The following is a 22,162-nucleotide window of genomic DNA, read 5'->3' on the forward strand; positions in this document are numbered from 1 at the left end:
CTAATTTGGAGTGGTACTTAGGCCGTAATTAGTTGAGGTCGAAATACTAAGCCCTTAACGCAATTTGGCGGCGCGTTACTGCCTGCCGACCAAGTTAAAACTTCCACACCTTGTGACGTAACAAGCAAGGTGTGTTCCCATTGTGCTGATAGGCTGCGGTCTTTGGTTTTTACTGTCCATTGATCGGGCATGGTACGAATTTCGCGGCGCCCAGCATTAATCATGGGCTCTATCGTAAAGGTCATTCCTGCTTGCAATTGTTCTCCCGTATTGGGCCGACCATAATGCAAAATTTGCGGGTCTTGATGAAAGACTTTGCCAATACCATGACCACAGTATTCCCGAACGACCGAATAACCCGCTTGTTCAGCATGCGTTTGAATTACATGACCAATATCGCCTAAATAAGCCCCGGGCTTTACTTGGGCAATTCCCAGCCACATACATTCAAAGGTAATTTGCGTTAAGCGCTCGGCTAACACTGAAACTTCACCCACCATAAACATGCGGCTGGTATCGCCATAGTAGCCATCTGGGGTAATCACGGTGATATCGAGATTGACCACGTCACCGCCCTTTAATACCTTATCTCCTGGAATACCGTGGCAGATGACATCATTGACCGAGGTACAGATCGCTGCTGGAAAAGGGGGGTAGCCGGGGGGCTGATAATTTAATGGGGCTGGAATAGTATTTTGAACATCACGCATAAAGGTGTGGCAAATTTGATCGAGTTCGCCAGTACTAACGCCCGGACGAATCGCTGGGGCCACGTGGTCGAGTACTTCGCTGGCGAGTCGACCCGCCTCACGCATGCCTTGGAGGTCTTTTTCAAGGGTAAAAACACTATTCATGCCTTGATTATCAACGACTTGAGGTTTTTTGGCTCTTTTGCGCCTAGATGATTGATATATAAGCTATAATTTGCCCATCGAAGCAATTCGAAATAGCAGGCTAAGCCTTCCAGGGTAGCGTTTTTTAGCGCAGTCAGGACTTAGCCTTAGACCAAACCCTTAGGAGAATGTTATGTCAGTAACCATGCGTGAAATGCTAGAAGCCGGTTGCCACTTTGGCCACCAAACGCGCTTTTGGTCCCCCAAGATGGCCCCTTATATTTTTGGCCATCGCAATAAAATCCACATTATTAATTTGGAAAAGACTTTGCCCATGTTTCAGAATGCCCTGAAATTTGCAAAGCAAATTGCTGCAAATCGTGGCACGATTTTATTTGTTGGTACGAAGCGTCAATCACGCGAAGTGATTGCAGAAGAAGCTGCACGTGCTGGCATGCCTTATATCGATAGCCGCTGGTTAGGCGGCACCTTAACTAATTTTAAGACTGTCAAAGGCTCTTTGAAGCGCTTAAAAGACATGGCTGTTGCTAAAGAAGCGGGTGATTGGGATAAGCTCTCAAAGAAAGAAGCATTAACCAACGATCGTGATCTCGACAAATTACAAAAAGCCCTAGGCGGAATTCAAGATCTGAATGGCGTACCCGATGCAATTTTTGTGGTTGACGTTGGGTATCACAAGATAGCTATTACCGAAGCGAAAAAACTTGGCATTCCCGTTATCGCCGTAGTTGACACCAACCATTCCCCTGAAGGTATTGATTACATCATTCCTGGTAATGATGATTCTAGCAAGGCAGTACTTCTTTACGTACGCGGCATTGCCGATGCGATTCTAGAAGGCAAAGCGAATTCAGTGCAGGAAGTCTTAGACGCTGTTAAAGAAGGCGAAGAAGAGTTTGTTGAAGAAGGGAAGGTAGAGTAATGACGGCTATTACTGCTGCAATGGTTGGCGAATTACGTGCCAAAACCGATGCTCCAATGATGGAGTGCAAAAAAGCATTAACTGAAGCATTTGGCGATATGGCGAAAGCAGAAGAAATTCTGCGGGTGAAATTAGGTAGCAAAGCCAGCAAAGCTGCTTCACGTGTGACTGCTGAAGGCGTCGTTGCGAGTTACATCGATGGTGGCTCTGGCGCTTTAATTGAAGTGAACTGCGAAACCGATTTCGTTTCAAAAAACGATGATTTTCTAGCCTTTAGTAATGCTTGTGCACAGTTGGTTGCTAAGCAGAATCCGGCTGATACCACTGCTTTATTAGCCTTAGCAATGGATGGCAAAACGGTCGATGCTGTGCGTAGTGAATTAATTGGACGCATTGGTGAAAATATGACGCCGCGTCGTTTTCAACGTTTTGCGAGTACCGGTAAATTAGTATCTTATCTACATGGCACTCGCATTGGCGTTATGGTGGAATTTGAAGGCGATGAAACAGCCGCTAAAGATGTTGCGATGCACATTGCAGCAATGAAGCCGGTCGCCTTATCTGCAGCTGATGTTCCTGCAGCCAACATTGCTGCCGAACGGAATATTGCGCAGCAGAAAGCGGCCGAGTCGGGCAAACCTCCTGACATCGTGGCAAAAATGGTTGAGGGTACGGTGCAAAAGTATCTTAAGGAAGTTTCTTTGCTTGATCAAACCTTTGTTAAAAACGATAAGCAAACGGTTGAGCAAATGCTCAAGGCCATGAATACTACGATTAAGTCATTTACTTTGTATGTCGTGGGTGAGGGCATCGAGAAGCGCCAAGACGATTTTGCCGCGGAAGTTGCTGCGCAAGTAGCTGCTGCAAAGGTAAGCGCTTAAGATTAATCACTTTAATAAGGTCTTTCACTATGCCTGCTTATAAGCGTGTCCTCCTCAAACTATCGGGAGAAGCCTTGATGGGGGATGATGCTTTTGGGATCAACCCCATCACGATTGATGCGATGGTGGCAGAAATTGCTGAAGTAGTTGGAATTGGCATCGAGTTAGCCATTGTCATTGGCGGCGGTAATATTTTCCGCGGCGTCGCGGGAGGTGCTGCCGGCATGGATCGTGCAACTGCCGATTACATGGGTATGCTAGCCACAATGATGAACTCCCTCGCATTACAAGACGCCTTGCGGCAAAAAGGCGTCGAAGCTCGCGTGCAATCAGCTTTACGTATGGATCAAGTAGTTGAGCCTTATATACGGCCGCGTGCTATTCGTGCTATGAGCGAGGGTAAAGTAGTCATTTTTGCCGCTGGTACTGGCAACCCATTTTTTACCACCGATACTGCAGCTGCTTTGCGTGGAGCTGAAATGGGTGTTGAGGTGATGCTCAAGGCCACTAAAGTGGATGGTATTTATAGTAGTGATCCCAAACTCGATCCTACCGCGACCTTGTATCAGTCGATTACCTTTGATGAAGCATTAATTAAAAATTTACAAGTGATGGATGCAACGGCGTTTGCTTTATGTCGTGATCGCAAGCTACCAATTCGGGTATTTTCTATTTTGAAGCCAGGCGCTTTAATGCGTGTGGTGTTAGGTGAGTCGGAAGGTACTTTAGTACACGTTTAAAAGGAGTGCTGTGATGTCTGCTGCTGAAATCAAAACGAGTGCCGAGCAAAAAATGCATCGGTCGCTGGAATCATTAAAAAGTAATTTAGCAAAAATTCGTTCAGGCCGCGCGAATGCTGGCATTCTTGAGCATATTACGGTTGACTATTACGGTAACCCAACGCCCTTAAGTCAAGTGGCTAATTTAGGTCTTGCCGATGCGCGGACGATTAATGTGCAGCCTTTCGAAAAAACCATGGTTGCGGTAATTGAAAAGGCCATTCGTGATTCTGATTTAGGTCTAAACCCCGTTTCGCAAGGTACTGTCATTCGCGTACCAATGCCGCCACTTACCGAGGAACGTCGGCGCGAGCTGACTAAATTAGTGAAGAGTGAAGGCGAAGAAAGCAAAATTGCTATTCGTAATTTACGGCGCGATGCTAACGAACATTTAAAGCGACTGAGTAAAGACAAAGTAATCTCAGAAGATGAAGAGCGCCGTGCCCAAGATGAAGTTCAGAAAATGACCGATCGGGCCGTAACGGATATCGATAAAATTGTTGCTGAAAAAGAAAAAGAGATTATGACGGTCTAGACCCGTTTGATCTAAAAAATATGTATTTCTACTTATTCACTTTTTATGTCTAAACATAGTAGCTCTACCTTAGTCATTCCCGAGGTAAGTGAAGTACCTCGTCATGTTGCAATCATCATGGATGGTAATGGACGTTGGGCTGGAAAGCGTTTAATGCCGCGAGTGACAGGGCATTCAGAGGGTCTAGAGTCGGTGCGCAAAGTGGTGGAAGAATGTCGCCGTTCTGGTGTTGAATACCTGACTATTTTTGCTTTTAGTTCGGAAAATTGGCGCCGCCCACCTGAAGAGGTAGGGTTTTTAATGAAGTTATTTTTAAAATCGTTGCGCCGTGAGGTCAGTCGCTTAAGTGATAACGATATCCGCTTTAAGTTAATTGGCGATTTAAGCCGCTTTGATACCGCAATTCAAGATATGGTGCGTTTTTCGGAAGAGAAAACCGCCCATTGCAAAGGTTTAACCTTAACTGTAGCCGCTAACTATGGCGGACGATGGGACATTTTGCAGGCGATGCGCAAATGTTTGTTGCTTAATCCTACCTTGCAGGCCGATCAAATAACGGAGGAATTACTGCAAGAAAATTTATCGATGGCGTATGCACCAGAGCCCGATTTATTTATCCGTACGGGCGGTGAACAACGCGTGAGTAATTTTTTATTATGGCAACTAGCATATACAGAGCTGTATTTCACCGATATATTATGGCCCGATTTTGATGCTGCGCAATTACAGCAAGCATTTGATTGGTTTAGTCAGCGTGAGCGACGCTTTGGCCGAACTAGTGCACAACTCGCCACCAAAGTCTCTAAAGTTTCTGCTCAGGGCACTGTTTAAGCGCAGTTGCGTCTAAACACTCTGCGATGCTAAAGACCCGTATCATTACCGCGTTACTTTTGCTTGCAGTACTATTGCCTAGTTTATTTTTGCTTAATCCGCTTTATTTGAGTGGCGTCTTTTTATTAATCTTGGCATTAGCAGCATGGGAGTGGAGCCGTTTAATTGCGCCACAAAAAGGGCGCTTAGCTTGGTTCTATGCGTTGCTTTTGATTTGCGTTATTGCCGCCTTGTTGTATACACAAATTCCCGTTATTGAATTTAGTATCTTATTAGCGGCGAGTTGTTTTTGGCTCGTTGGCGCCCCTATTTTGTTGTGGCGAGGACTGCGTTTGCCCGTAGCAAAATGGCCGCTGACCTTCGCATTATTAGGCTTAGTTATTTTTAGCGCAGCCTGGTTTGCGCTCATTTTATTGCGTCAGTTTGGCGTGATATTTTTACTTTCTACTATGGCCTTAGTTTGGGTTGCCGACATTGGCGCCTATTTCGTTGGTAAAGCGCTTGGTCGCCGTCGCTTAGCCCCGCAAATTAGCCCTGGTAAAACGCTTGAGGGAGCAGTTGGGGGCCTAATCTTGACTTGTATTTATGCCAGTATCTGCGCTTGGTATTTACCTTTTAATCTTACTTTATTTGGCTTTGCCGTGATGCGATTGGGTTTTCCCTCGATGCTGGTCTTGGTTATCGGCTTAACGTTGTTTAGCATCATAGGTGACTTATTTGAATCACAGGTAAAACGTTTGGCGGGCGCAAAAGATAGTAGCGGCTTATTGCCAGGCCATGGCGGAGTATTAGATCGGATTGATGCCTTATTGCCTACCATGCCGCTAGCAGCGCTTTTAGTTGGCTTGATGTTATGAGGTTATTACGGCGCATCACGATTTTGGGCTCAACTGGCTCGATTGGAGTGAATACCTTAGATGTGATCCGCTCGCATCCTGAGCGCTATCAGGTAGCCGCCTTAACTGCGCATCAACAAGTAGACCGCTTACTCGCGCAGTGTCGTGAGTTTAAACCTCGTATTGCAGTTGTAGGTGATGCGCAGAGTGCAAAAAAATTGGCTGCAGCCGTGCTTCAGGAAAAAATTCCGACTACTGTTTTATATGGGGCTGAAGCATTGGTTAGCGCAGTAAGCGAATCGGATTGCGATACTGTGATGGCGGCTATTGTAGGCGCTGCTGGCTTGTTGCCAACCTTGGCTGCGGCTCGCGCAGGTAAACGTATTTTGTTAGCGAATAAAGAAGCGCTCGTCATGTCTGGGGATTTATTGATGCAAGCGGTACGTGATAGTGGCGCTGAATTAATTCCTATCGATAGTGAACATAATGCGATATTTCAGTGTTTACCAGCGGGTTTTAATGCTCTGCATAGCGACGTTGCAAGGGCAGAGTGTGGGGTTGAAGAATTATGGCTCACTGCCTCTGGGGGCCCATTTCGTACCACGCCTTTAGTTGAGTTGGCAGATATCACTCCTGATCAAGCTTGCGCTCACCCTAATTGGGTGATGGGGCGCAAGATTTCAGTTGATTCAGCCACCATGATGAATAAAGGGTTAGAGGTGATTGAGGCACGGTGGTTGTTTGGCGTACCACTAGCGCAAATTCGGGTCCTCATTCATCCTCAAAGCGTAGTGCATTCAATGGTGCGTTATCGCGACGGCTCGGTCATTGCCCAACTGGGTCAGCCTGATATGCGCACTCCCATTGCCTACGGCTTAGCTTGGCCGCAGCGAATTGCGGCGGGGGTTGAGCCGCTTGATTTAACCCAGATGAGTGCTTTACATTTTATTCAGCCTGACTTAAAGCAATTCCCCTGTTTAGCTTTAGCTTTTGCCGCTGCACACAGCGGCGGTACTGCTCCAGCAATTTTGAATGCGGCTAATGAAGTGGCTGTGGGTGCCTTTTTGGCTAGTGAATTACCGTATTTACAGATTCCTACTTTAGTTGAGCAAGTGCTTGAGCAAGTAGCGGCCGCTCAAGCTCAAACTCTTGCCGAAGTATTAGACGCTGATCAAACAGCTCGGCGCGTTGCTATGCAATGTTTGGCGCGTTTGCGCAGTCATTAAGCGAGGCCAGCACCGATGCAAGCACTGAGCACTTTATTGGCTTTTTTAGTGGCGCTAGGAATACTGGTGAGTTTTCACGAGTTTGGCCATTATTTTGCCGCTCGGTGTTGCGGGGTAAAAGTACTGCGCTTTGCGCTCGGTTTTGGTAAGCCACTCTTCATTTTTCATGATCGCCATCAAACGGAATGGGTTATTGCGCTGCTCCCTTTAGGTGGCTATGTCAAGTTATTAAACGGACGCGATGCGGAACAAACTATCTCGATAGCTGATCAAGCCAGTGACTTTGAGCGGAAGCCATTATGGCAACGCTCACTGATTGTAGCGGCGGGCCCCCTCGCGAATTTTGTCTTAGCTTTACTATTATTGAGTGTGATTTATGTTAGCGGGGTACCGCAATTGCCTGCCCAACTGCAAACCCCACCCGCCGTATCTTTAGCGGCTAAAGCCGGTTTAAGTGCTGGCGATCGGGTTATTGGCTGGCGCAGCTTGGGAAATGAAGAAAATGTCGATGACCCAGCGAATGCCTTTACTTCAGTAGTGAGCTGGAATGCTTTGCGGTGGTATTTATTGGATAGCATTACGGCACACACTGGTTTTGCGTTGCAAATTGAAAATGCCCGCGGCGGAAAATCAACCGTACGATTTTTAAGTGAGCAATTACCTGAAGTCAAACCAAAGACGGATGTATTTCGTGAGCTCGGACTTTTTCCACTGGTTGCCAATTCTCCGCAATGGTTTGAATTGCAATTAGCGCCGTTACCTGCCATGGCTTATGCCGCAGAGCGAGTATGGTTAATTACAAAAGTATCAAGCCGCATGATGCTGGGTTTAGTGACAGGCAGTACTTCTTTAGCGCAAATTGGCGGCCCACTGAGTATTGCCGATATGGCGGGCAAGTCTGCTCAAGTGGGTTGGCAACCCTATTTAGCATTTTTGGCGCTTCTAAGTATCAGTATCGGCTTGCTTAATTTGATTCCAATACCTATGCTTGATGGCGGTCAGCTACTGTATGATGCATGGGAACTGCTGTCGGGTCGACGCCTACCAGAAGCCTTGCAAGCGGTTTTACAAAAAAGTAGTTTTATCTTGTTAACGTTTCTAATGCTGTTGGCTTTGTTTAATGATTTTCAACGCTATCTTTCGCCTTGAGTCCACCAGAATATGAGTCTTAAAATTCGTCTAAGCTCATGCCTTTATGGCACCTCTATTGCTTTAGCTTTTTTTGGTTTTGCCGTTTCAGCTGCCGAGACCAATAGTAATTTGGTTACTGAGGCTTTACCCGACAATGCACCCGGACCTGCGGCTGCCCCAGCGCCAAGTACTCCGCCAAAAAATTCCGCAAGCAAAACTAGTGCGCCAGGCGATCTTCCAGCAAGCGCAACAGATTCAGGCGGGTTTGTCATAAAAGATATTCGCTTAGAGGGCTTGCAGCGGGTTGAACCAGGCACGGTATTTAGTTACCTGCCTTTGCAGGTTGGCGATAAATTTACGCCAGAAAAAGGCGCGGAAGCAATTCGCGCACTTTATGGTACTGGCTTTTTTCGTGACGTACAAATTCAAGAACAGGGCGATGTTTTAATTGTGAGTGTGGAGGAGCGGCCTACGATTAATCGCATTGAATTTACGGGCATGAAAGAATTTGATCAAGACATTGTCCGGAAATCGCTAAAGGTAGTAGGCCTTGCGGAAGCGCGTTTTTATGACAAAGCATTGATTGATAAAGCTGAACAAGAATTAAAGCGCCAATATGTGAGCAAGGGCTTATTTGCCGCCGAGGTTGTCGCAACCGTTACTCCAATGGAGCGCAATCAAGTTTCAGTGTATTTCAATGTCGATGAGGGCCCCGTTGCAAAGATTCAAGAAATTAATTTTATTGGTAATAAAGTATTTAGTGAAGGCACTTTGCGCGATGAAATGCAACTCAAAGCAAAAGGCTGGCTGTCTTTTTACACTAACGATGATTTATATTCAAAGCAAAAACTCACAGCCGATTTGGAAACGATTCGTTCCTATTATTTAAATCGGGGTTACTTAGAATTTTTAATTGAGTCAACGCAGGTGTCAATTACTCCGGATAAAAAAGGTATTTACCTGACTATTGGCTTGAAAGAAGGCCAGCGCTTTAAAGTTAAAGACATTAAGCTCGCTGGCGAATTACTTGGCAAAGAAGCGGAACTCAGCAAACTACTACAGCTTAAAGCGGGGGATGTGTACTCTTCGGCAAAGTTAGCCGAGAGTACAAAATTGATTGCCGGCTTATTAGGCTCTTATGGCTACGCTTTTGCGACAGTAAACCCCCAGCCCGACGTACGGCAAGATTTAAGTGAAGTCGATTTAACTCTAGTCATTGATCCTGGGCGCCGAGTTTACGTACGTCAAGTAAATATTACCGGTAATTCCCGAACGCGTGATACGGTCATTCGTCGTGAACTGCGCCAGTTTGAAAGCTCTTGGTTTGATGGCGACAAAATTCAATTGTCAAAAGAGCGGATTAATCGCTTAGGCTACTTTACTGAAGCTGACATCATGACTAAAGATGTGCCAGGCGCGCCCGATCAGGTTGACGTTGACGTGAAGGTAGCCGAAAAACCGACTGGCTCTATTAGCCTTGGTGCTGGTTACTCATCAACTGAAAAAATTATCTTAACTGCGGGTATTAATCAAGAAAATGCCTTTGGTTCGGGTACGGCAATTGGCTTAAATGCCTCATTGGGAAAAATTAATCAAAACCTGGTCCTATCCCAATACGACCCTTTCTTTACTGATGATGGTATCAGCCGCTATACCGATTTATTCTATCGCTCTTCAAAACCGCTGTATTACACGGGTGATCCCGCCTACCAAATTAAGAGTGCTGGCGGAACTTTGCGTTTTGGGGTGCCTTACTCTGAAGTGGATCGGGTGTTTTATGGTACTGCGGTTGAGGCCTACCAAATTAATGCCACGTCGAATACGCCGGTACCTTATCAAACTTATGTGCAGGATTATGGGGTAACCATTCCGGGTACCTTAACCACCTTTAACGTACCCCTTACCGCTTCATGGACCCGTGACGGACGCGATAGCGCTTTAGTCCCCTCAACCGGCTCTTTAATCAGCCTTTTAAGTGAAGTTGGAACCCCGGTAGCCAATATGCAGTACTACCGTATTTATGGCAAATATCAGCAATATCACTCTTTCTCAAAGGCCCATATTTTGTCCTTTAATTTTGAGACGGGCTACAGCGAGGCTTATGGCAAGTACCCCTTTCCAATTACCAAAAACTACTATGTGGGTGGTATTGGGTCGGTTCGGGGCTACTCCCCTGGATCTATCGGCCCACAGTACTTTAATACCTCTACTGGCACCTATCAGCCTACCGGCGGGCAGTCTAAAATTGTGGCTAACCTTGAATATACCGTGCCATTCCCTGGGTCTGGCAACGACAAAACCTTACGGGCTTTCGTCTTTACTGATGGCGGAAATGCCTTTGGCACCAATATCAACCTCGTTCTAAGGTATTCTTATGGCTTAGGTTTAGAATGGATATCACCGCTGGGACCGTTAAAGTTTAGCTATGGCATTCCGATAAAATCGCAGCCAAATGATAATATTCAACGTTTACAGTTCCAAATTGGTACCGCGTTTTAACCATCTTTAATTGTTTTAAGGAAGACTTATGAAGCAACCTTATCTACCGAGAGGTTTTTCTGTTGGCTTATACACAATCTCAACATTGTTTGGGCTTGCGTTTGGTTCTTCAGTTTTTGCCCAGGAGATGCCGCCAACGCGATTGGCAGTCGTGAGCGTGGAAAAAGTGTTTGGCGAATCGAACATGGCCAAGGCAACGCAAAAAAAATTGGAACTTGAATTTGCTAAGCGGCAAAATGAATTACGCGATTCAATGCAAAAAATTAAAACTGCAGCTGAAAAATTAGATCGCGACGCCGCCGTGATGCCAGAGGCAGATCGAATTCGTAAACAGCGTGAGTTGGCTGATCAAGACCGTGAACTGCAGCGCAAGCAACGAGAATATACCGAAGATTTAAATCAACGTAATTTTGAAGAGCGCGCCAAGATTGCCGAGAAGGCCAATGTAATTTTGCGCCAAATTGCAGAGCAACGGAAAATTGATGTCATTATTCAAGATGCTGCTTACGTAAGCCCGAAGATTGATATCACTGATGATGTCATCAAGGCTTTAAATAATCTAAAGTAAGTTTCATGCCCACCGCCATCGAGCTGGCTAAACAGTTTCAAGCGGAGTTGGTGGGCGAGGGCTCTGCGCCGTTAAGGGGTTTAGCCCCACTAGAATTGGCCCAAGCCGATCAAATTGCGTTTCTATCCAACCCCCTTTATCGTCAACAAGCGCTCGATAGCGCTGCTGGCGTCCTAATTGTTAGCGCGGCTGATTGCGAATTTATTCAAGCTGCGAGTACGAAACTGCGTAGTTTTATTGTGGCAAAAAATCCGTATGCAACTTTTGCGCGCATTGCGCAACTATTTGAGGGAAACGTGAATACGAAGTATGCGCCCGGTATTCATGCGCAGGCTGCTGTGGATGCATCGGCCATAGTCCCACCCTCATGCCATATTGGTCCTTTTGTGCAAATTGCTGCTGGTGTAGTCTTGGGTGAGCGGGTAACCATATTGGGGAATAGCTCAATTGGTAGAAATGTACGAATTGGCAGTGATAGCGTGCTACACCCGCTGACAACGATTTATCACGGCTGCGAAATTGGGACACGTTGCATTATTCATAGCAGCACTGTAATTGGCGCTGATGGCTTTGGCTTTGCACCCGATTTTTCGGCGACGGGTGGCGAGTGGGTCAAAATTCCGCAAACTGGTAAGGTAGTGCTAGAAGATGATGTAGAAATTGGCGCCTCGACTACTATCGACCGTGGTGCAATGAATGAAACTCGCATTGGGGCAGGTTGCAAAATTGATAATCAAGTGCAAATTGGTCATAACGTCCATATTGGCGCTCATACTGTTGTGGCTGGCTGTGTAGGTATTTCCGGCAGTACAACGATTGGTAGTTATTGCATGATCGGAGGCTATGCTAATTTTGCCGGGCATTTGACAATTGCCGATCGCACGACGGTTTCAGGTGGTACGTCGATTATTCGCTCTATTATTGAGCCAGGACAGCACTTTACTGGCGTGTTTCCATCGATGTTACATGCGGCTTGGGAGAAAAACGCGGCGATCTTGCGTGGACTCGATAAAATACGCCAACGATTGCGTTTTTTAGAGCGTGGCAAATCTTCGACTGATACTTAATTCTTTCCTCACTGGCATTTTTATATGAACAAAGCAGCTTTATGACCCAGCCCATCTTGATCGATATCAATCAGATTTTGCAATTACTCCCGCATCGCTATCCTTTTTTATTGGTCGATCGGGTTTTAGATTTAGTGCCTCGTGTCAGTATTCGGGCATTAAAAAACGTCACCATGAATGAGCCTTTTTTTCAAGGACATTTTCCTGGGTTGCCGGTCATGCCTGGGGTGCTCATTATTGAAGCGCTTGCACAAACTGCAGCGTTGCTGACATTTTCTGAATCTCAGCAAGAAGACTCACTGTATTACTTTGCTGGCATTGATGGCGCCCGCTTTAAAAAACCGGTAGTTCCTGGCGATCAACTGATCATGACCGCTCTGTATGAACGTGAACGTGCTGGCATCTATAAATTTCAAGTTAGCGCAACTGTTGATGATAAATTGGTTGCCGAGGCTAATATTACCTGCGCAGTGCGCAAAAAAGGTGTTTAATGGCGCGCATTCATGCAACGGCGATTATTGACCCGCAAGCAAAAATTGGCGATACCGTTGAAATTGGTCCTTATGCGGTAATTGGGCCTGCAGTAGTGATTGGCGCAGGCAGCAAAATTGGTTCGCATACGGTCATTGAGGGGCGGACCACTTTAGGTATTGATAACGTGATCGGGCATTTTGTCGCTCTGGGCGGCGCACCCCAAGATATGAAATATCGAGGTGAGGCTACACAATTGACCATTGGCGATCGCAATACGATTCGCGAATTCACGACCATCCATATTGGCACTGCGCAAGATACTGGAGTCACACGTATTGGCAATGACAATTGGATTATGGCTTACGTACACATTGCCCACGATTGCCAAATTGGCAATCACACTATTTTTGCTAGCAATGCACAAATTGCTGGTCATGTGGAGGTAGGCGATTGGGCGATTTTGGGTGGTATGACAGGTGTGCATCAGTTTGTTCGTATCGGACAACATGCCATGTTAGGTGGAGCATCGGCTTTAGTGCAAGATATTCCGCCCTTTGTCATTGCTGCTGGAGATAAAGCTGCGCCGCATGGGATTAACACTGAAGGCTTGAAACGGCGTGATTTTTCGACTGAAACGATTACTGCCTTACGTCAAGCCTATAAATTGTTATATAAAGATAGTCTTAGCTTTGAAGACGCTAAATTAGCTATTCATGCGCTGTCGGTAAGCCCCGGTTTAGATGCTGCCACCAGCGGCAAGTTGACAGAATTTCATGATTTTATTGCCGCCTCAACGCGCGGCATTATTCGTTAGGCTTACTTTGCCAACTTTGGCATGTGTCGCAGGTGAACCCTCGGGCGATTTATTGGCAGCCTCGAGCTTGCAGGCATTAAAGCAAATTCCGGCGCAGGCGGGGCTAGAGATGTATGGCATTGGCGGCCCCTTCATGCAGGCTCAAGGCCTACAATCTTTATGGCCAATGGAAGTTTTGAGTGTGCGGGGCTATGTTGAGGCTTTACGGCAACTGCCCACCATTCTGCGTGTACGAAAAGCGCTGATTACTGATTTACTTGGCGCAAAACGCCCCGATGTTTTTTTGGGGATTGACGCGCCAGACTTTAATTTGGGAGTTGAAGAAAAATTACGCTCGGCGGGTATTCCTACTGTGCATTTCATTTCGCCATCCATTTGGGCTTGGCGCGGTAGTCGGATTAAAAAAATTCAACGAGCAGTAGATCATATGCTGTGCATTTTCCCCTTTGAAAAAGCGATTTATGAAGCTGCGGGTATTCAAGCCACTTATGTCGGCCATCCTTTGGCGAGTTCCATTCCTCTAGAGCCTAATGTGTCAGAAGCTCGAGCCCGCTTATTAGAACTTGATCCCAGTCTGCAAAATTTAACGACGGCTAAAGTGGTGGCTGTTTTGCCTGGTAGTCGTCATTCAGAAATTCAATTAATTGCGCCAATTTTTTTTGCAACGATGCCTGTTTTAGCTCAACAGCTTGAGGAAGCGGTACCCATTTTTGTTATACCCGTGGCTGCACCCCACTTAAGACCAGCCTTAGAACAGCTTCGCCTTGAGGTTTTGACTCGCCATCCACAATTACAAATTCATTTGTTCGATGGTCAAGCTGATCTTATTTTAGAGGCCGCTGATGTCGTACTCATTGCAAGTGGAACTGCCACTTTGCAAGCAGCCCTGTGGAAAAAACCAATGGTTATTTCGTATCGGGTGCCTTGGCTTACTGCGCAAGTAATGAAGCGTCAGGCTTACTTGCCCTATGTTGGTTTACCTAATATTTTGTGTGGGGAATTCGTGGTGCCCGAGTTGTTGCAATCTCAGGCCCAACCACAGAAATTGGCTAAAGCCCTGCTCAATTGGCTGCTCAACCCCGACCAAGTTGCTGCCTTACGCCAACGTTTTAGTGTGCTGCATCATGAATTGCGTCAACCGACTGCGCTCTTAGTTGCGCAAGTGTTGGCTGAAAAGTTATCACAGCGTTGAGTGCCGCAAAATGAATGCGCGGGCGATTTCTCTCTACTCGGCGATTGAAGAGGGGGTATGGATTTGTGGCGTAGATGAGGCCGGGAGAGGACCATTGGTTGGTGCGGTCTTAGCTGGGGCCGTACTCTTAAATCCCTTGCAACCGATTCTAGGATTAAAAGATTCAAAAAAATTAACGCCAGCGAGGCGTGAATTTTTATACGCTGAAATTATGCTCAAGGCTAAAGCATGGGGGGTTGGCGAAGCGAGTCCACAAGAGATTGATCAATTGAACATTTTGCAGGCCACAATGCTAGCAATGCAACGGGCGATTGAAAATTTAGTCGTCGCTTTAGGCGCTTGGCCTGATAAAGCGCTGATTGATGGAAATCGTTGCCCAGTCTTACCGATAGCAGCTGAGGCAATAATTAAAGGCGACACTAAAGAGCAGGCGATTTCAGCCGCTTCAATTTTGGCTAAGGTAAGTCGCGATCGACAAATGGATGAACTCCATGCGCGCTTTCCTCAATACGGTTTTAATCAGCATATGGGTTATCCAACCCCATCCCATTACGCCGCCTTAACTGAGTTTGGAATTTGCCCAGAGCATCGTATTAGTTTTGGGCCCGTGCGGCGGGTATTAAATGGTGAAGCCCCATGAATCTATTTGGTAATACCGAAGTTGAATTCATTAGCTCAAAAGACAATGCACTGCTCAAGCAAATTCGCTTGTTACAAGCGCTAGGCAGCAAAGGCCAGAAGCAACGTTTGGCAAACTCCCAAGCAGTGCTAGAGGGAGTGCATTTATTACAAACCTGGGCTGGTGACCCCAGTTTAAGCACCGTACTAACGAGTGCAGCTGGTTTGGCAAACCCAGAAATACTGGAGTCGCTAGAACGCCATTTGGCTTTATGTCCGCAAACCCGCTTAGTTGAGCTAGATACTGCACTCTGGGACTCAATTAGTGAGTTAGAGAATGCCCCCCATTTTTTGGGATTAGTGCAGCTTCCCGATTCTGTCATTCAGCCTATCGCCAAGCAATTTCTGCTAAACGGAGATGTGGTGATTCTAGAAGGTATTCAAGATGCTGGAAATGTCGGTGCCATTTTGCGTACTGTGGCAGCAACCGGGGTAAAAACGGTTGTGGCCTTAAGGGGGTGTGCCCATTTATGGTCTAGTAAAGTATTGCGGGCAGGGATGGGCGCTCACCATCAACTCACCTTATATGAAGATTGGACAATAACTAATCTCATGCAGTATCTTGATGCGCCGTTGCTGATCACTGCTGCCGAAGCGAAGACAGACTTATATGCCTTGCAAGCGCAATTAAAAAATCCTGTAGCTTGGGTATTTGGTAGCGAAGGTCACGGCGTTTCTGTAGAGCTGCGGTCCCAAGGCCAACTCGTGCGAATTCCGCTAGCAGCAGGGGTTGAATCCTTAAATGTTGCAACTGCCGCAGCAGTGTGTTTATTCGAAACTGTGCGGGTACGCAGCAGCTAATAACGCGATCTGGTTCATAAAGTTTTATCCGATTTAATCGCTTGTAAGATCGTCGTGGCAATTTCTTCAATTGATTTGCTAGTAGTAGCAATCCAAGGAATTGATTCGCGGCGCATCATCGCCGTAGCCTCGTTAATTTCATAGCGACAGTTTTCTAACTTAGCATAATTACTTCCTGGACGCCTTTCATTACGAATTTCAGCGAGTCTTTCGGGATCAATCATCAAGCCAAAGATTTTTGATTGAAATGTGCGTAAATCTTGGGGTAATTTACCGCGCTCAAAATCTTCAGGAATGAGCGGGTAGTTAGCCGCTTTTAAGCCATATTGCATGGCTAGATACAGGCTCGTGGGGGTCTTGCCAACCCTGGAAACCCCCACCAAAATGACATCAGCAGAGGCTAAATTTTGATTTGATTGCCCATCGTCATGGGCGAGTGAATAATTGATGGCTTCTATACGATTTTTATATGCATCGGTATCGGCGTTGTGGTGTAAGCGATTAATGGCATGGGTCGATTTTTGGCCCAACAATTGTTCGAGCGGCGCAACAAAGGTTTGAAACATATCGAGCACCAAGCCTTCCGCTTTGGCCACAATGCTGTTCATTTCAGGATTGACGAGGGTAGTGAAGATAATTGGCTTAAACCCTTTGTCTTGGCATGCCTGATTAATCGTTTCTAGAGCTTTATAGGCCTTTTCTGGGCTATCTACGAAAGGAATGCGGATTTGCTTAAAGCTCAGCTCAAACTGCGCCAAAATCGACTGGCTAAAGTTTTCGGCCGTAATTCCCGTGCCGTCTGAGACGATAAAAACGAGCCTAGTGGAGTTGGTCATAGTTTAAGGGTCAATTAGGTCAGTTTAGACTGACCGAGGCAAGCGGGGTACTACAATAGCGATTAATGAAGTATGCCGCATTTTTGCTGGCTGCTGAACCGCTTTCTTTATTTTTTGCGAGTGTATTTATGTCCAACCAACCAACTGTAGCCCAGGCGGGCGATGCGTATGTATTGCCTTTTGAACAACTAAGAATGACCGATGTTGAATCGGTTGGCGGTAAAAATGCCTCTTTAGGGGAAATGATTTCGCAACTAGCGAGTGCTGGCGTGCGAGTTCCAACTGGCTTTGCCACCACGGCTTTAGCTTTTCGTGATTTCTTGCAGCACAATCAGTTAACTGAGCGTATTCAACAGCGTTTAGTCAATTTAAACATTGACGATGTACGTGCTTTAGCGCAAGCGGGGGCGGAAATTCGCCGTTGGATTGAAGAAGCGCCGTTTCAGCCTCGTCTTGAACAGGAAATTCGCCGAGCGTTTGCTCAGCTAGACGCCTCAGGCCAAGGATCGTTTGCGGTGCGCTCATCAGCAACAGCCGAGGATTTGCCTGACGCCTCGTTTGCGGGTCAGCAAGAAACTTTTCTGAATGTGGCGGGTATTGAGGATGTTTTACAGAAGATCCGCATTGTTTTTGCTTCTTTGTACAACGATCGCGCTATTTCGTATCGGGTACATAAGGGCTTTGCTCATGCTGAAGTTGCTTTATCGGCCGGCATCCAGCGTATGGTGCGCTCTGATTTAGGCGCAGCTGGAGTGATGTTTACACTAGATACTGAATCGGGATTTCCGGATGTCGTGTTTATTACCTCAAGTTATGGCTTGGGTGAAACAGTAGTGCAGGGCGCAGTCAATCCGGATGAGTTTTATGTTTTCAAAACTACTTTAGCCCAGAATAAAAGCGCCATTATTCGCCGCTCGCTCGGTTCTAAATTAATTCAAATGGAATTTGCCCCTGCTGGCTCTGCAGAGCGGGTCATTACCACCGATGTTGCTCCCGAAAAACGCAATCGCTTTTCTTTGGAGGATGCCGATATTACTGAGCTTGCCAAGTTTGCCGTGATTATTGAAAAACATTATGGTAGGCCGATGGATATCGAGTGGGGTAAAGACGGTAAAGATGGCCTGTTATATATTTTGCAGGCGCGTCCAGAGACTGTGAAGAGTCAGGCCATTGGTCAATTAGAGATGCGCTATAAGTTAAAAGGCAGTTCAAAGGTATTGGCGAAGGGTCGAGCAATTGGCCAAAAAATTGGCGCTGGACCAGTACGTATTATTCGCGATGCAAACGAAATGGATCGAGTGCAACCCGGCGATGTTTTAGTAGCGGATATGACCGACCCCAACTGGGAGCCCGTGATGAAACGAGCGGCTGCCATTATTACCAATCGCGGTGGCCGTACTTGCCATGCCGCTATCATTGCCCGCGAGTTAGGTGTGCCAGCCGTTGTGGGTTGCGGTGATGCGACCGACGTATTACAAGAAGGCGCGGTGGTAACGGTTTCTTGCGCGGAAGGTGATGAAGGGCATATTTATGACGGTCTGATTGAAACCGAGATAACTGAAATATCACGCGGAGAATTGCCAGAGATACCTGTAAAAATAACGATGAATATTGGTAATCCGCAATTGGCTTTTGATTTTTGCCAAATTCCGAATAGTGGTGTTGGTTTAGCGCGGCTCGAATTTATTATTAATAATTACATTGGCGTGCATCCCCGAGCGGTTTTAGAGTATCCGAATATCGACCCCGACTTAAAGCGCGCAGTAGAAAGTGTCGCGCGCGGTTATGCCAGTCCACGGGCATTTTATGAGGATAAATTGGTCGAAGGGGTCGCAACAATTGCTGCTGCTTTTTATCCTAAATCGGTCATTGTGCGCTTATCCGACTTTAAATCGAATGAGTATAAGAAACTGATTGGTGGATCGCGTTATGAACCTGACGAAGAAAATCCGATGCTCGGTTTTCGTGGTGCTTCGCGCTATGTGTCTGCCGATTTTGGTGAGGCCTTTGCTTTGGAATGTGTAGCCCTGAAACGCGTTCGTGAAAACATGGGCTTAGATAATGTTGAAATTATGGTGCCCTTTGTGCGCACCACCAAACAGGCTGAGCGCGTTATTGACATGATGGCTAAGCTGGGTCTACGGCGAGGGGAAAACGGCCTGCGCTTAATAATGATGTGTGAGGTGCCGTCGAATGCAATTTTGGCAGATGAATTTCTGACCTATTTTGATGGTTTTTCGATTGGCTCGAATGATCTGACACAACTCACGCTTGGCTTAGACCGCGACTCAGGAATGGAGCTCTTGGCGATTGATTTTGATGAGCGCGACCCAGCAGTGACCTTCATGATTGAGCGCGCTATAGACGCCTGTTGCAAGCAAAATAAATATGTTGGTATTTGTGGTCAAGGACCCTCTGACCATCCTGATTTTGCTAAGTGGTTAGTGGAAAAGGGTATTACCTCAATTTCCTTGAACCCCGATAGCGTAGTGCAAACTTGGGAAATGTTGGCGAAATAAGCGAGATTAAAGCGCGCGGGCGAAGTAGTTTGCTAAAAAGTTTATTTTTTATGGCTCTGGCGCTTTGGTTTCGTAGCAGACTTCTTTTTATTTTCATGCTCAATGGGTACCGCGCCAAGCTCTTTTGAGCTCGACATAATGGCTGTACCTCGGCGTGAACTATTCCAACTGGGTTCCGGTATTTCCATAAAAGCGGCACGTAATTTTTGTCCCCAGACCTGATGAATCATTTGGTAGTAAGGGTTACTTTCGTCAATCGTCACCAGTTTGCTGGGATGAAACGAGTTGGTTTCATAAACTAGTAAATCGAGGGGTAAACCAACCGAGATATTGCTTTTGAGAGTGGAATCCATCGAAATTAAAGCGCATTTTGTCGCCAGATTTAAAGGAGTTTGAAAATTGACAACCCGATCTAATATGGGTTTGCCATATTTTGATTCGCCAATTTGGAAATAACAATTCTCGGGTGTAGCCTCAATAAAATTACCCGCTGAATAAACATTAAATAGCCGTGGATTTTCACCGCGTACTTGACCACCAAAAATGAGATTGCAATTAAAGTCAATACCTGCTTTTTTAAGTGCTTCAAAATCACGTTCATACACTTTTTTAATGGCGTCACCAACAACTTCAGCTGCTTCATGTGCATTGGCAGCGTTCCATAAATTTTTCCCACTGAGTAATTTTCCTTGCAGTAGAATTTCTTTTACAGCTTGAGTAATAGCTAAATTTCCAGAGCTCATCAGGGCAAAGAAACGATCTTTATCTTTTTGAAATAAGGTCATTTTGCGGAAGATGCCAATTTGATCAACACCCGCGTTCGTACGGGTATCAGCTAAAAAAACCAAGCCATTTTTTAGGCAAAGGCCAACGCAATAGGTCATGGCAAGAATCCATTCTTCATAAAAATAGTTACTAGGATAATTGATGGATGGAAATAGTCGCGGTCAGTTCTTCTTCGCCACCCCCAGAGCGAACCCCTTTTACGGGCGCGGCTGAATAGTAATCTCGCCCCACGGCCAGGCGAATATGGCGCGCATCAGTAAAACAGGCATGGGTAGTATCTACACTAATCCAATGACCGCGCTCAATGTCAATACAAGCATCAATCCAAGCATGGCTGGCTAAATCGGGTGAGTCTTCAGTAAAGAAATAACCACTTACATAGCGAGCTGGAATGTGGCTGGCACGACAGAGGCCCAAGAGTATATGGCTGTGATCTTGACAGACCCCAGATTTTAAGGCGAATGATTGCGCTGCTAAACTAGCAAAATTGGTTGAGCCAGGAATATACGCAATGGCTTGCTGTACGGCCGTGGCTAAATTTAGAATAGCATCAGGCTGATTATTTTTTGGTAAGTCGGCGGCAAAAAAATCGAGCATGTCTGCAGTGGGTTCGGTAAGGCGGGTCTGTTGTAATAAATAATAAGGCGAAACCGTTTTGCTTGAATCGATAAATTCATAGGCTGCACTCGTTTTAACAATTCCTTCAGCTTCAATCATCATTGCAGTATAAGGATTATCTTGCACAAAGGTGCTGCAGGTATTTTGAAAGGCATCAATTGACAGATTGGCTTTAATGGGCGTCTGAATGCACCATTTTTCAACGTCTTGCCCGGCAGTTGTAGTGGGGGTTAAGCGTAACTCTTGAATTGAGTAGCGGACTGGCAATTCATAATGGTACTCGGTGCGGTGAATAATTTTTAATTGCATGAATTGGGCAGTAAAGGGTGATTAAGCAACAGCTAGGGGTATTAGGAAGGTATTACTAAAATCATCGGCAATATGATTAATGCGCGCTAAGAAAACTTCCATAAATTCTTCGAGACCCTGACTAAAGACCTCATCGATATCGGAAAATTCAAGGCTGGCTTTTAGTTTGCCAAGCAGACGTTCGATTTCCCTCGAGTCTTGATTGCGTACAGCAGCCATTAAGGGGATTAACTCATTGACACAAGAAACTAGCGAACGCGGCATTTGTGGGTTAAAAATTAATAGTTCTGCAACTTTTTTAGGGGTGATTTGATCTGAATAAATTTGCCGATAAATTTCAAATGCAGATACTGAGCGCAGTAGTGAGGCCCAATGATAAAAATCAAAGAAGCTATCGCCTGATTCTTCTTCTAATTCTTTTTTCGTTGGTATTTGCTTTAAATTTTCTTGAATCTCATATTTTGTTTCCAAGATGCGCGCAGTATTATCAGCGCGCTCGATTAAAGTGCCAATACCTAAAAAATATAAAGCTTCATTTTTTAACATTGTGCCTTGAATCACGCCACGCACTAAATGACAGCGGTGCTTAACCCAATCTAAAAAGCGACTATGGTCTGAGCGCTCGCGATTCACTAAGATGGTTTGTAGTTCAAGCCAAGTAGTATTTTGTGTTTCCCATACCTCGGAGGTGATGCGACCGCGAATCACGCGAGCATTTTCACGGGCAGAATATAGGCAAGAAACAATACTAGATGGGTTAGTATTTTCATAAATCATGAAGTCAAGCACGTTATGACGATTGATGGCGTCATATTTGCTGCCAAAATCATCTTCTAATTTCGAAATCGTCAAGAGTTTTTTCCAGCTTTGCTCGAGAAATTGTTCTGGCTGGGGAAGTAAAGACGTTTGATGACTAACGTCGAGCATGCGTGCCGTATTTTCAGCGCGCTCGGTATAACGTGCCATCCAATAGAGGCAATCGGCGGTACGACTTAACATGATTGCC

Annotated in this window: 22 protein-coding genes; 17 read left to right on the forward strand and 5 right to left on the reverse strand. The window is 45.9% G+C overall.

The features are described 5' to 3' along the window. Positions 1-17: 17 nt before the first annotated feature. A complete protein-coding gene (gene map, locus LZG75_RS05355) occupies positions 18-854 on the reverse strand; it encodes a type I methionyl aminopeptidase (protein ID WP_233923832.1) in 837 nt (278 codons plus the stop codon). Between the two features lie 172 nt (positions 855-1,026). Between map and rpsB the strand changes: the two genes are divergently transcribed. Genes rpsB through LZG75_RS05435 form a run of 16 tightly spaced genes read left to right on the forward strand, consistent with a single transcriptional unit; the run spans position 1,027 to position 16,088 of the window. Further along, positions 1,027-1,776, forward strand: coding sequence for a 30S ribosomal protein S2 (rpsB, locus tag LZG75_RS05360; RefSeq protein WP_233936001.1), 750 nt, complete (start codon positions 1,027-1,029; stop codon positions 1,774-1,776). Further along, the gene (tsf, locus tag LZG75_RS05365) at positions 1,776-2,657 is read left to right on the forward strand and encodes a translation elongation factor Ts (protein ID WP_233936003.1); all 882 of its coding nucleotides are present in this window, start codon (positions 1,776-1,778) and stop codon (positions 2,655-2,657) included. The genes rpsB and tsf overlap by 1 nt, the downstream gene beginning before the upstream one ends. Before the next feature lie 29 nt (positions 2,658-2,686). After that, positions 2,687-3,397, forward strand: coding sequence for a UMP kinase (gene pyrH / locus LZG75_RS05370; RefSeq protein ID WP_233923835.1), 711 nt, complete (start codon positions 2,687-2,689; stop codon positions 3,395-3,397). A 13-nt stretch (positions 3,398-3,410) separates the two neighbouring features. Continuing rightward, positions 3,411-3,971, forward strand: a complete 561-nt coding sequence (frr, locus tag LZG75_RS05375; protein WP_233923836.1) for a ribosome recycling factor — start codon at positions 3,411-3,413, stop codon at positions 3,969-3,971. A gap of 45 nt (positions 3,972-4,016) precedes the next feature. Further along, positions 4,017-4,802 carry a polyprenyl diphosphate synthase gene (gene uppS / locus LZG75_RS05380; protein WP_233923837.1) on the forward strand — a complete coding sequence of 262 codons (786 nt, stop codon included), beginning with the start codon at positions 4,017-4,019 and terminating at the stop codon, positions 4,800-4,802. A 26-nt stretch (positions 4,803-4,828) separates the two neighbouring features. Further along, a complete protein-coding gene (locus tag LZG75_RS05385; RefSeq protein ID WP_233936013.1) occupies positions 4,829-5,659 on the forward strand; it encodes a phosphatidate cytidylyltransferase in 831 nt (276 codons plus the stop codon). Then, positions 5,656-6,864 (forward strand): 1-deoxy-D-xylulose-5-phosphate reductoisomerase, encoded by a 1,209-nt coding sequence (ispC, locus tag LZG75_RS05390; protein WP_233936022.1) that lies wholly within the window; start codon positions 5,656-5,658, stop codon positions 6,862-6,864. Before LZG75_RS05385 ends, ispC begins: the two co-directional genes overlap by 4 nt. 15 nt (positions 6,865-6,879) lie before the next feature. Then, the gene (locus LZG75_RS05395) at positions 6,880-8,013 is read left to right on the forward strand and encodes an RIP metalloprotease (protein ID WP_233923840.1); all 1,134 of its coding nucleotides are present in this window, start codon (positions 6,880-6,882) and stop codon (positions 8,011-8,013) included. A gap of 12 nt (positions 8,014-8,025) precedes the next feature. Continuing rightward, on the forward strand, positions 8,026-10,494 hold the full coding sequence (bamA, locus tag LZG75_RS05400; protein ID WP_233923841.1) for an outer membrane protein assembly factor BamA: 2,469 nt from the start codon (positions 8,026-8,028) through the stop codon (positions 10,492-10,494). Between the two features lie 28 nt (positions 10,495-10,522). Then, a complete protein-coding gene (locus LZG75_RS05405; protein WP_233923842.1) occupies positions 10,523-11,062 on the forward strand; it encodes an OmpH family outer membrane protein in 540 nt (179 codons plus the stop codon). 5 nt (positions 11,063-11,067) lie between these two features. Then, on the forward strand, positions 11,068-12,129 hold the full coding sequence (gene lpxD / locus LZG75_RS05410; protein WP_233923843.1) for a UDP-3-O-(3-hydroxymyristoyl)glucosamine N-acyltransferase: 1,062 nt from the start codon (positions 11,068-11,070) through the stop codon (positions 12,127-12,129). 41 nt (positions 12,130-12,170) lie between these two features. Further along, entirely contained in the window at positions 12,171-12,620 is a 450-nt protein-coding gene (gene fabZ / locus LZG75_RS05415) for a 3-hydroxyacyl-ACP dehydratase FabZ (RefSeq protein ID WP_233923844.1), read from the forward strand. Further along, entirely contained in the window at positions 12,620-13,417 is a 798-nt protein-coding gene (gene lpxA / locus LZG75_RS05420; protein ID WP_233923845.1) for an acyl-ACP--UDP-N-acetylglucosamine O-acyltransferase, read from the forward strand. Before fabZ ends, lpxA begins: the two co-directional genes overlap by 1 nt. Next, a complete protein-coding gene (gene lpxB, locus LZG75_RS05425; protein ID WP_233936025.1) occupies positions 13,377-14,609 on the forward strand; it encodes a lipid-A-disaccharide synthase in 1,233 nt (410 codons plus the stop codon). The genes lpxA and lpxB overlap by 41 nt, the downstream gene beginning before the upstream one ends. Positions 14,610-14,619: 10 nt before the next feature. Then, positions 14,620-15,249 (forward strand): ribonuclease HII, encoded by a 630-nt coding sequence (gene rnhB, locus LZG75_RS05430; protein WP_233936028.1) that lies wholly within the window; start codon positions 14,620-14,622, stop codon positions 15,247-15,249. Then, on the forward strand, positions 15,246-16,088 hold the full coding sequence (locus tag LZG75_RS05435; protein ID WP_233936030.1) for an RNA methyltransferase: 843 nt from the start codon (positions 15,246-15,248) through the stop codon (positions 16,086-16,088). The genes rnhB and LZG75_RS05435 overlap by 4 nt, the downstream gene beginning before the upstream one ends. Positions 16,089-16,102: 14 nt before the next feature. Here LZG75_RS05435 and LZG75_RS05440 read toward each other — a convergent pair whose 3' ends face one another. Then, positions 16,103-16,924 carry a pyruvate, water dikinase regulatory protein gene (locus tag LZG75_RS05440; RefSeq protein ID WP_233923849.1) on the reverse strand — a complete coding sequence of 274 codons (822 nt, stop codon included), beginning with the start codon at positions 16,922-16,924 and terminating at the stop codon, positions 16,103-16,105. A gap of 128 nt (positions 16,925-17,052) precedes the next feature. Between LZG75_RS05440 and ppsA the strand changes: the two genes are divergently transcribed. Further along, positions 17,053-19,443 (forward strand): phosphoenolpyruvate synthase, encoded by a 2,391-nt coding sequence (gene ppsA / locus LZG75_RS05445; RefSeq protein WP_233936443.1) that lies wholly within the window; start codon positions 17,053-17,055, stop codon positions 19,441-19,443. Between the two features lie 41 nt (positions 19,444-19,484). Here ppsA and LZG75_RS05450 read toward each other — a convergent pair whose 3' ends face one another. Genes LZG75_RS05450 through LZG75_RS05460 form a run of 3 tightly spaced genes read right to left on the reverse strand, consistent with a single transcriptional unit; the run spans position 19,485 to position 22,155 of the window. Further along, positions 19,485-20,327 (reverse strand): peptidase, encoded by an 843-nt coding sequence (locus LZG75_RS05450; protein ID WP_233923850.1) that lies wholly within the window; start codon positions 20,325-20,327, stop codon positions 19,485-19,487. Positions 20,328-20,358: 31 nt separating this feature from the next. Beyond that, positions 20,359-21,156 (reverse strand): transglutaminase family protein, encoded by a 798-nt coding sequence (locus LZG75_RS05455; RefSeq protein ID WP_233923851.1) that lies wholly within the window; start codon positions 21,154-21,156, stop codon positions 20,359-20,361. A 21-nt stretch (positions 21,157-21,177) separates the two neighbouring features. Then, positions 21,178-22,155, reverse strand: a complete 978-nt coding sequence (locus tag LZG75_RS05460) for an alpha-E domain-containing protein (protein ID WP_233923852.1) — start codon at positions 22,153-22,155, stop codon at positions 21,178-21,180. Positions 22,156-22,162: the final 7 nt, after the last annotated feature.

Source organism: Polynucleobacter sp. IMCC30063 (genome assembly GCF_021395235.1).
Classification (GTDB): domain Bacteria; phylum Pseudomonadota; class Gammaproteobacteria; order Burkholderiales; family Burkholderiaceae; genus Polynucleobacter.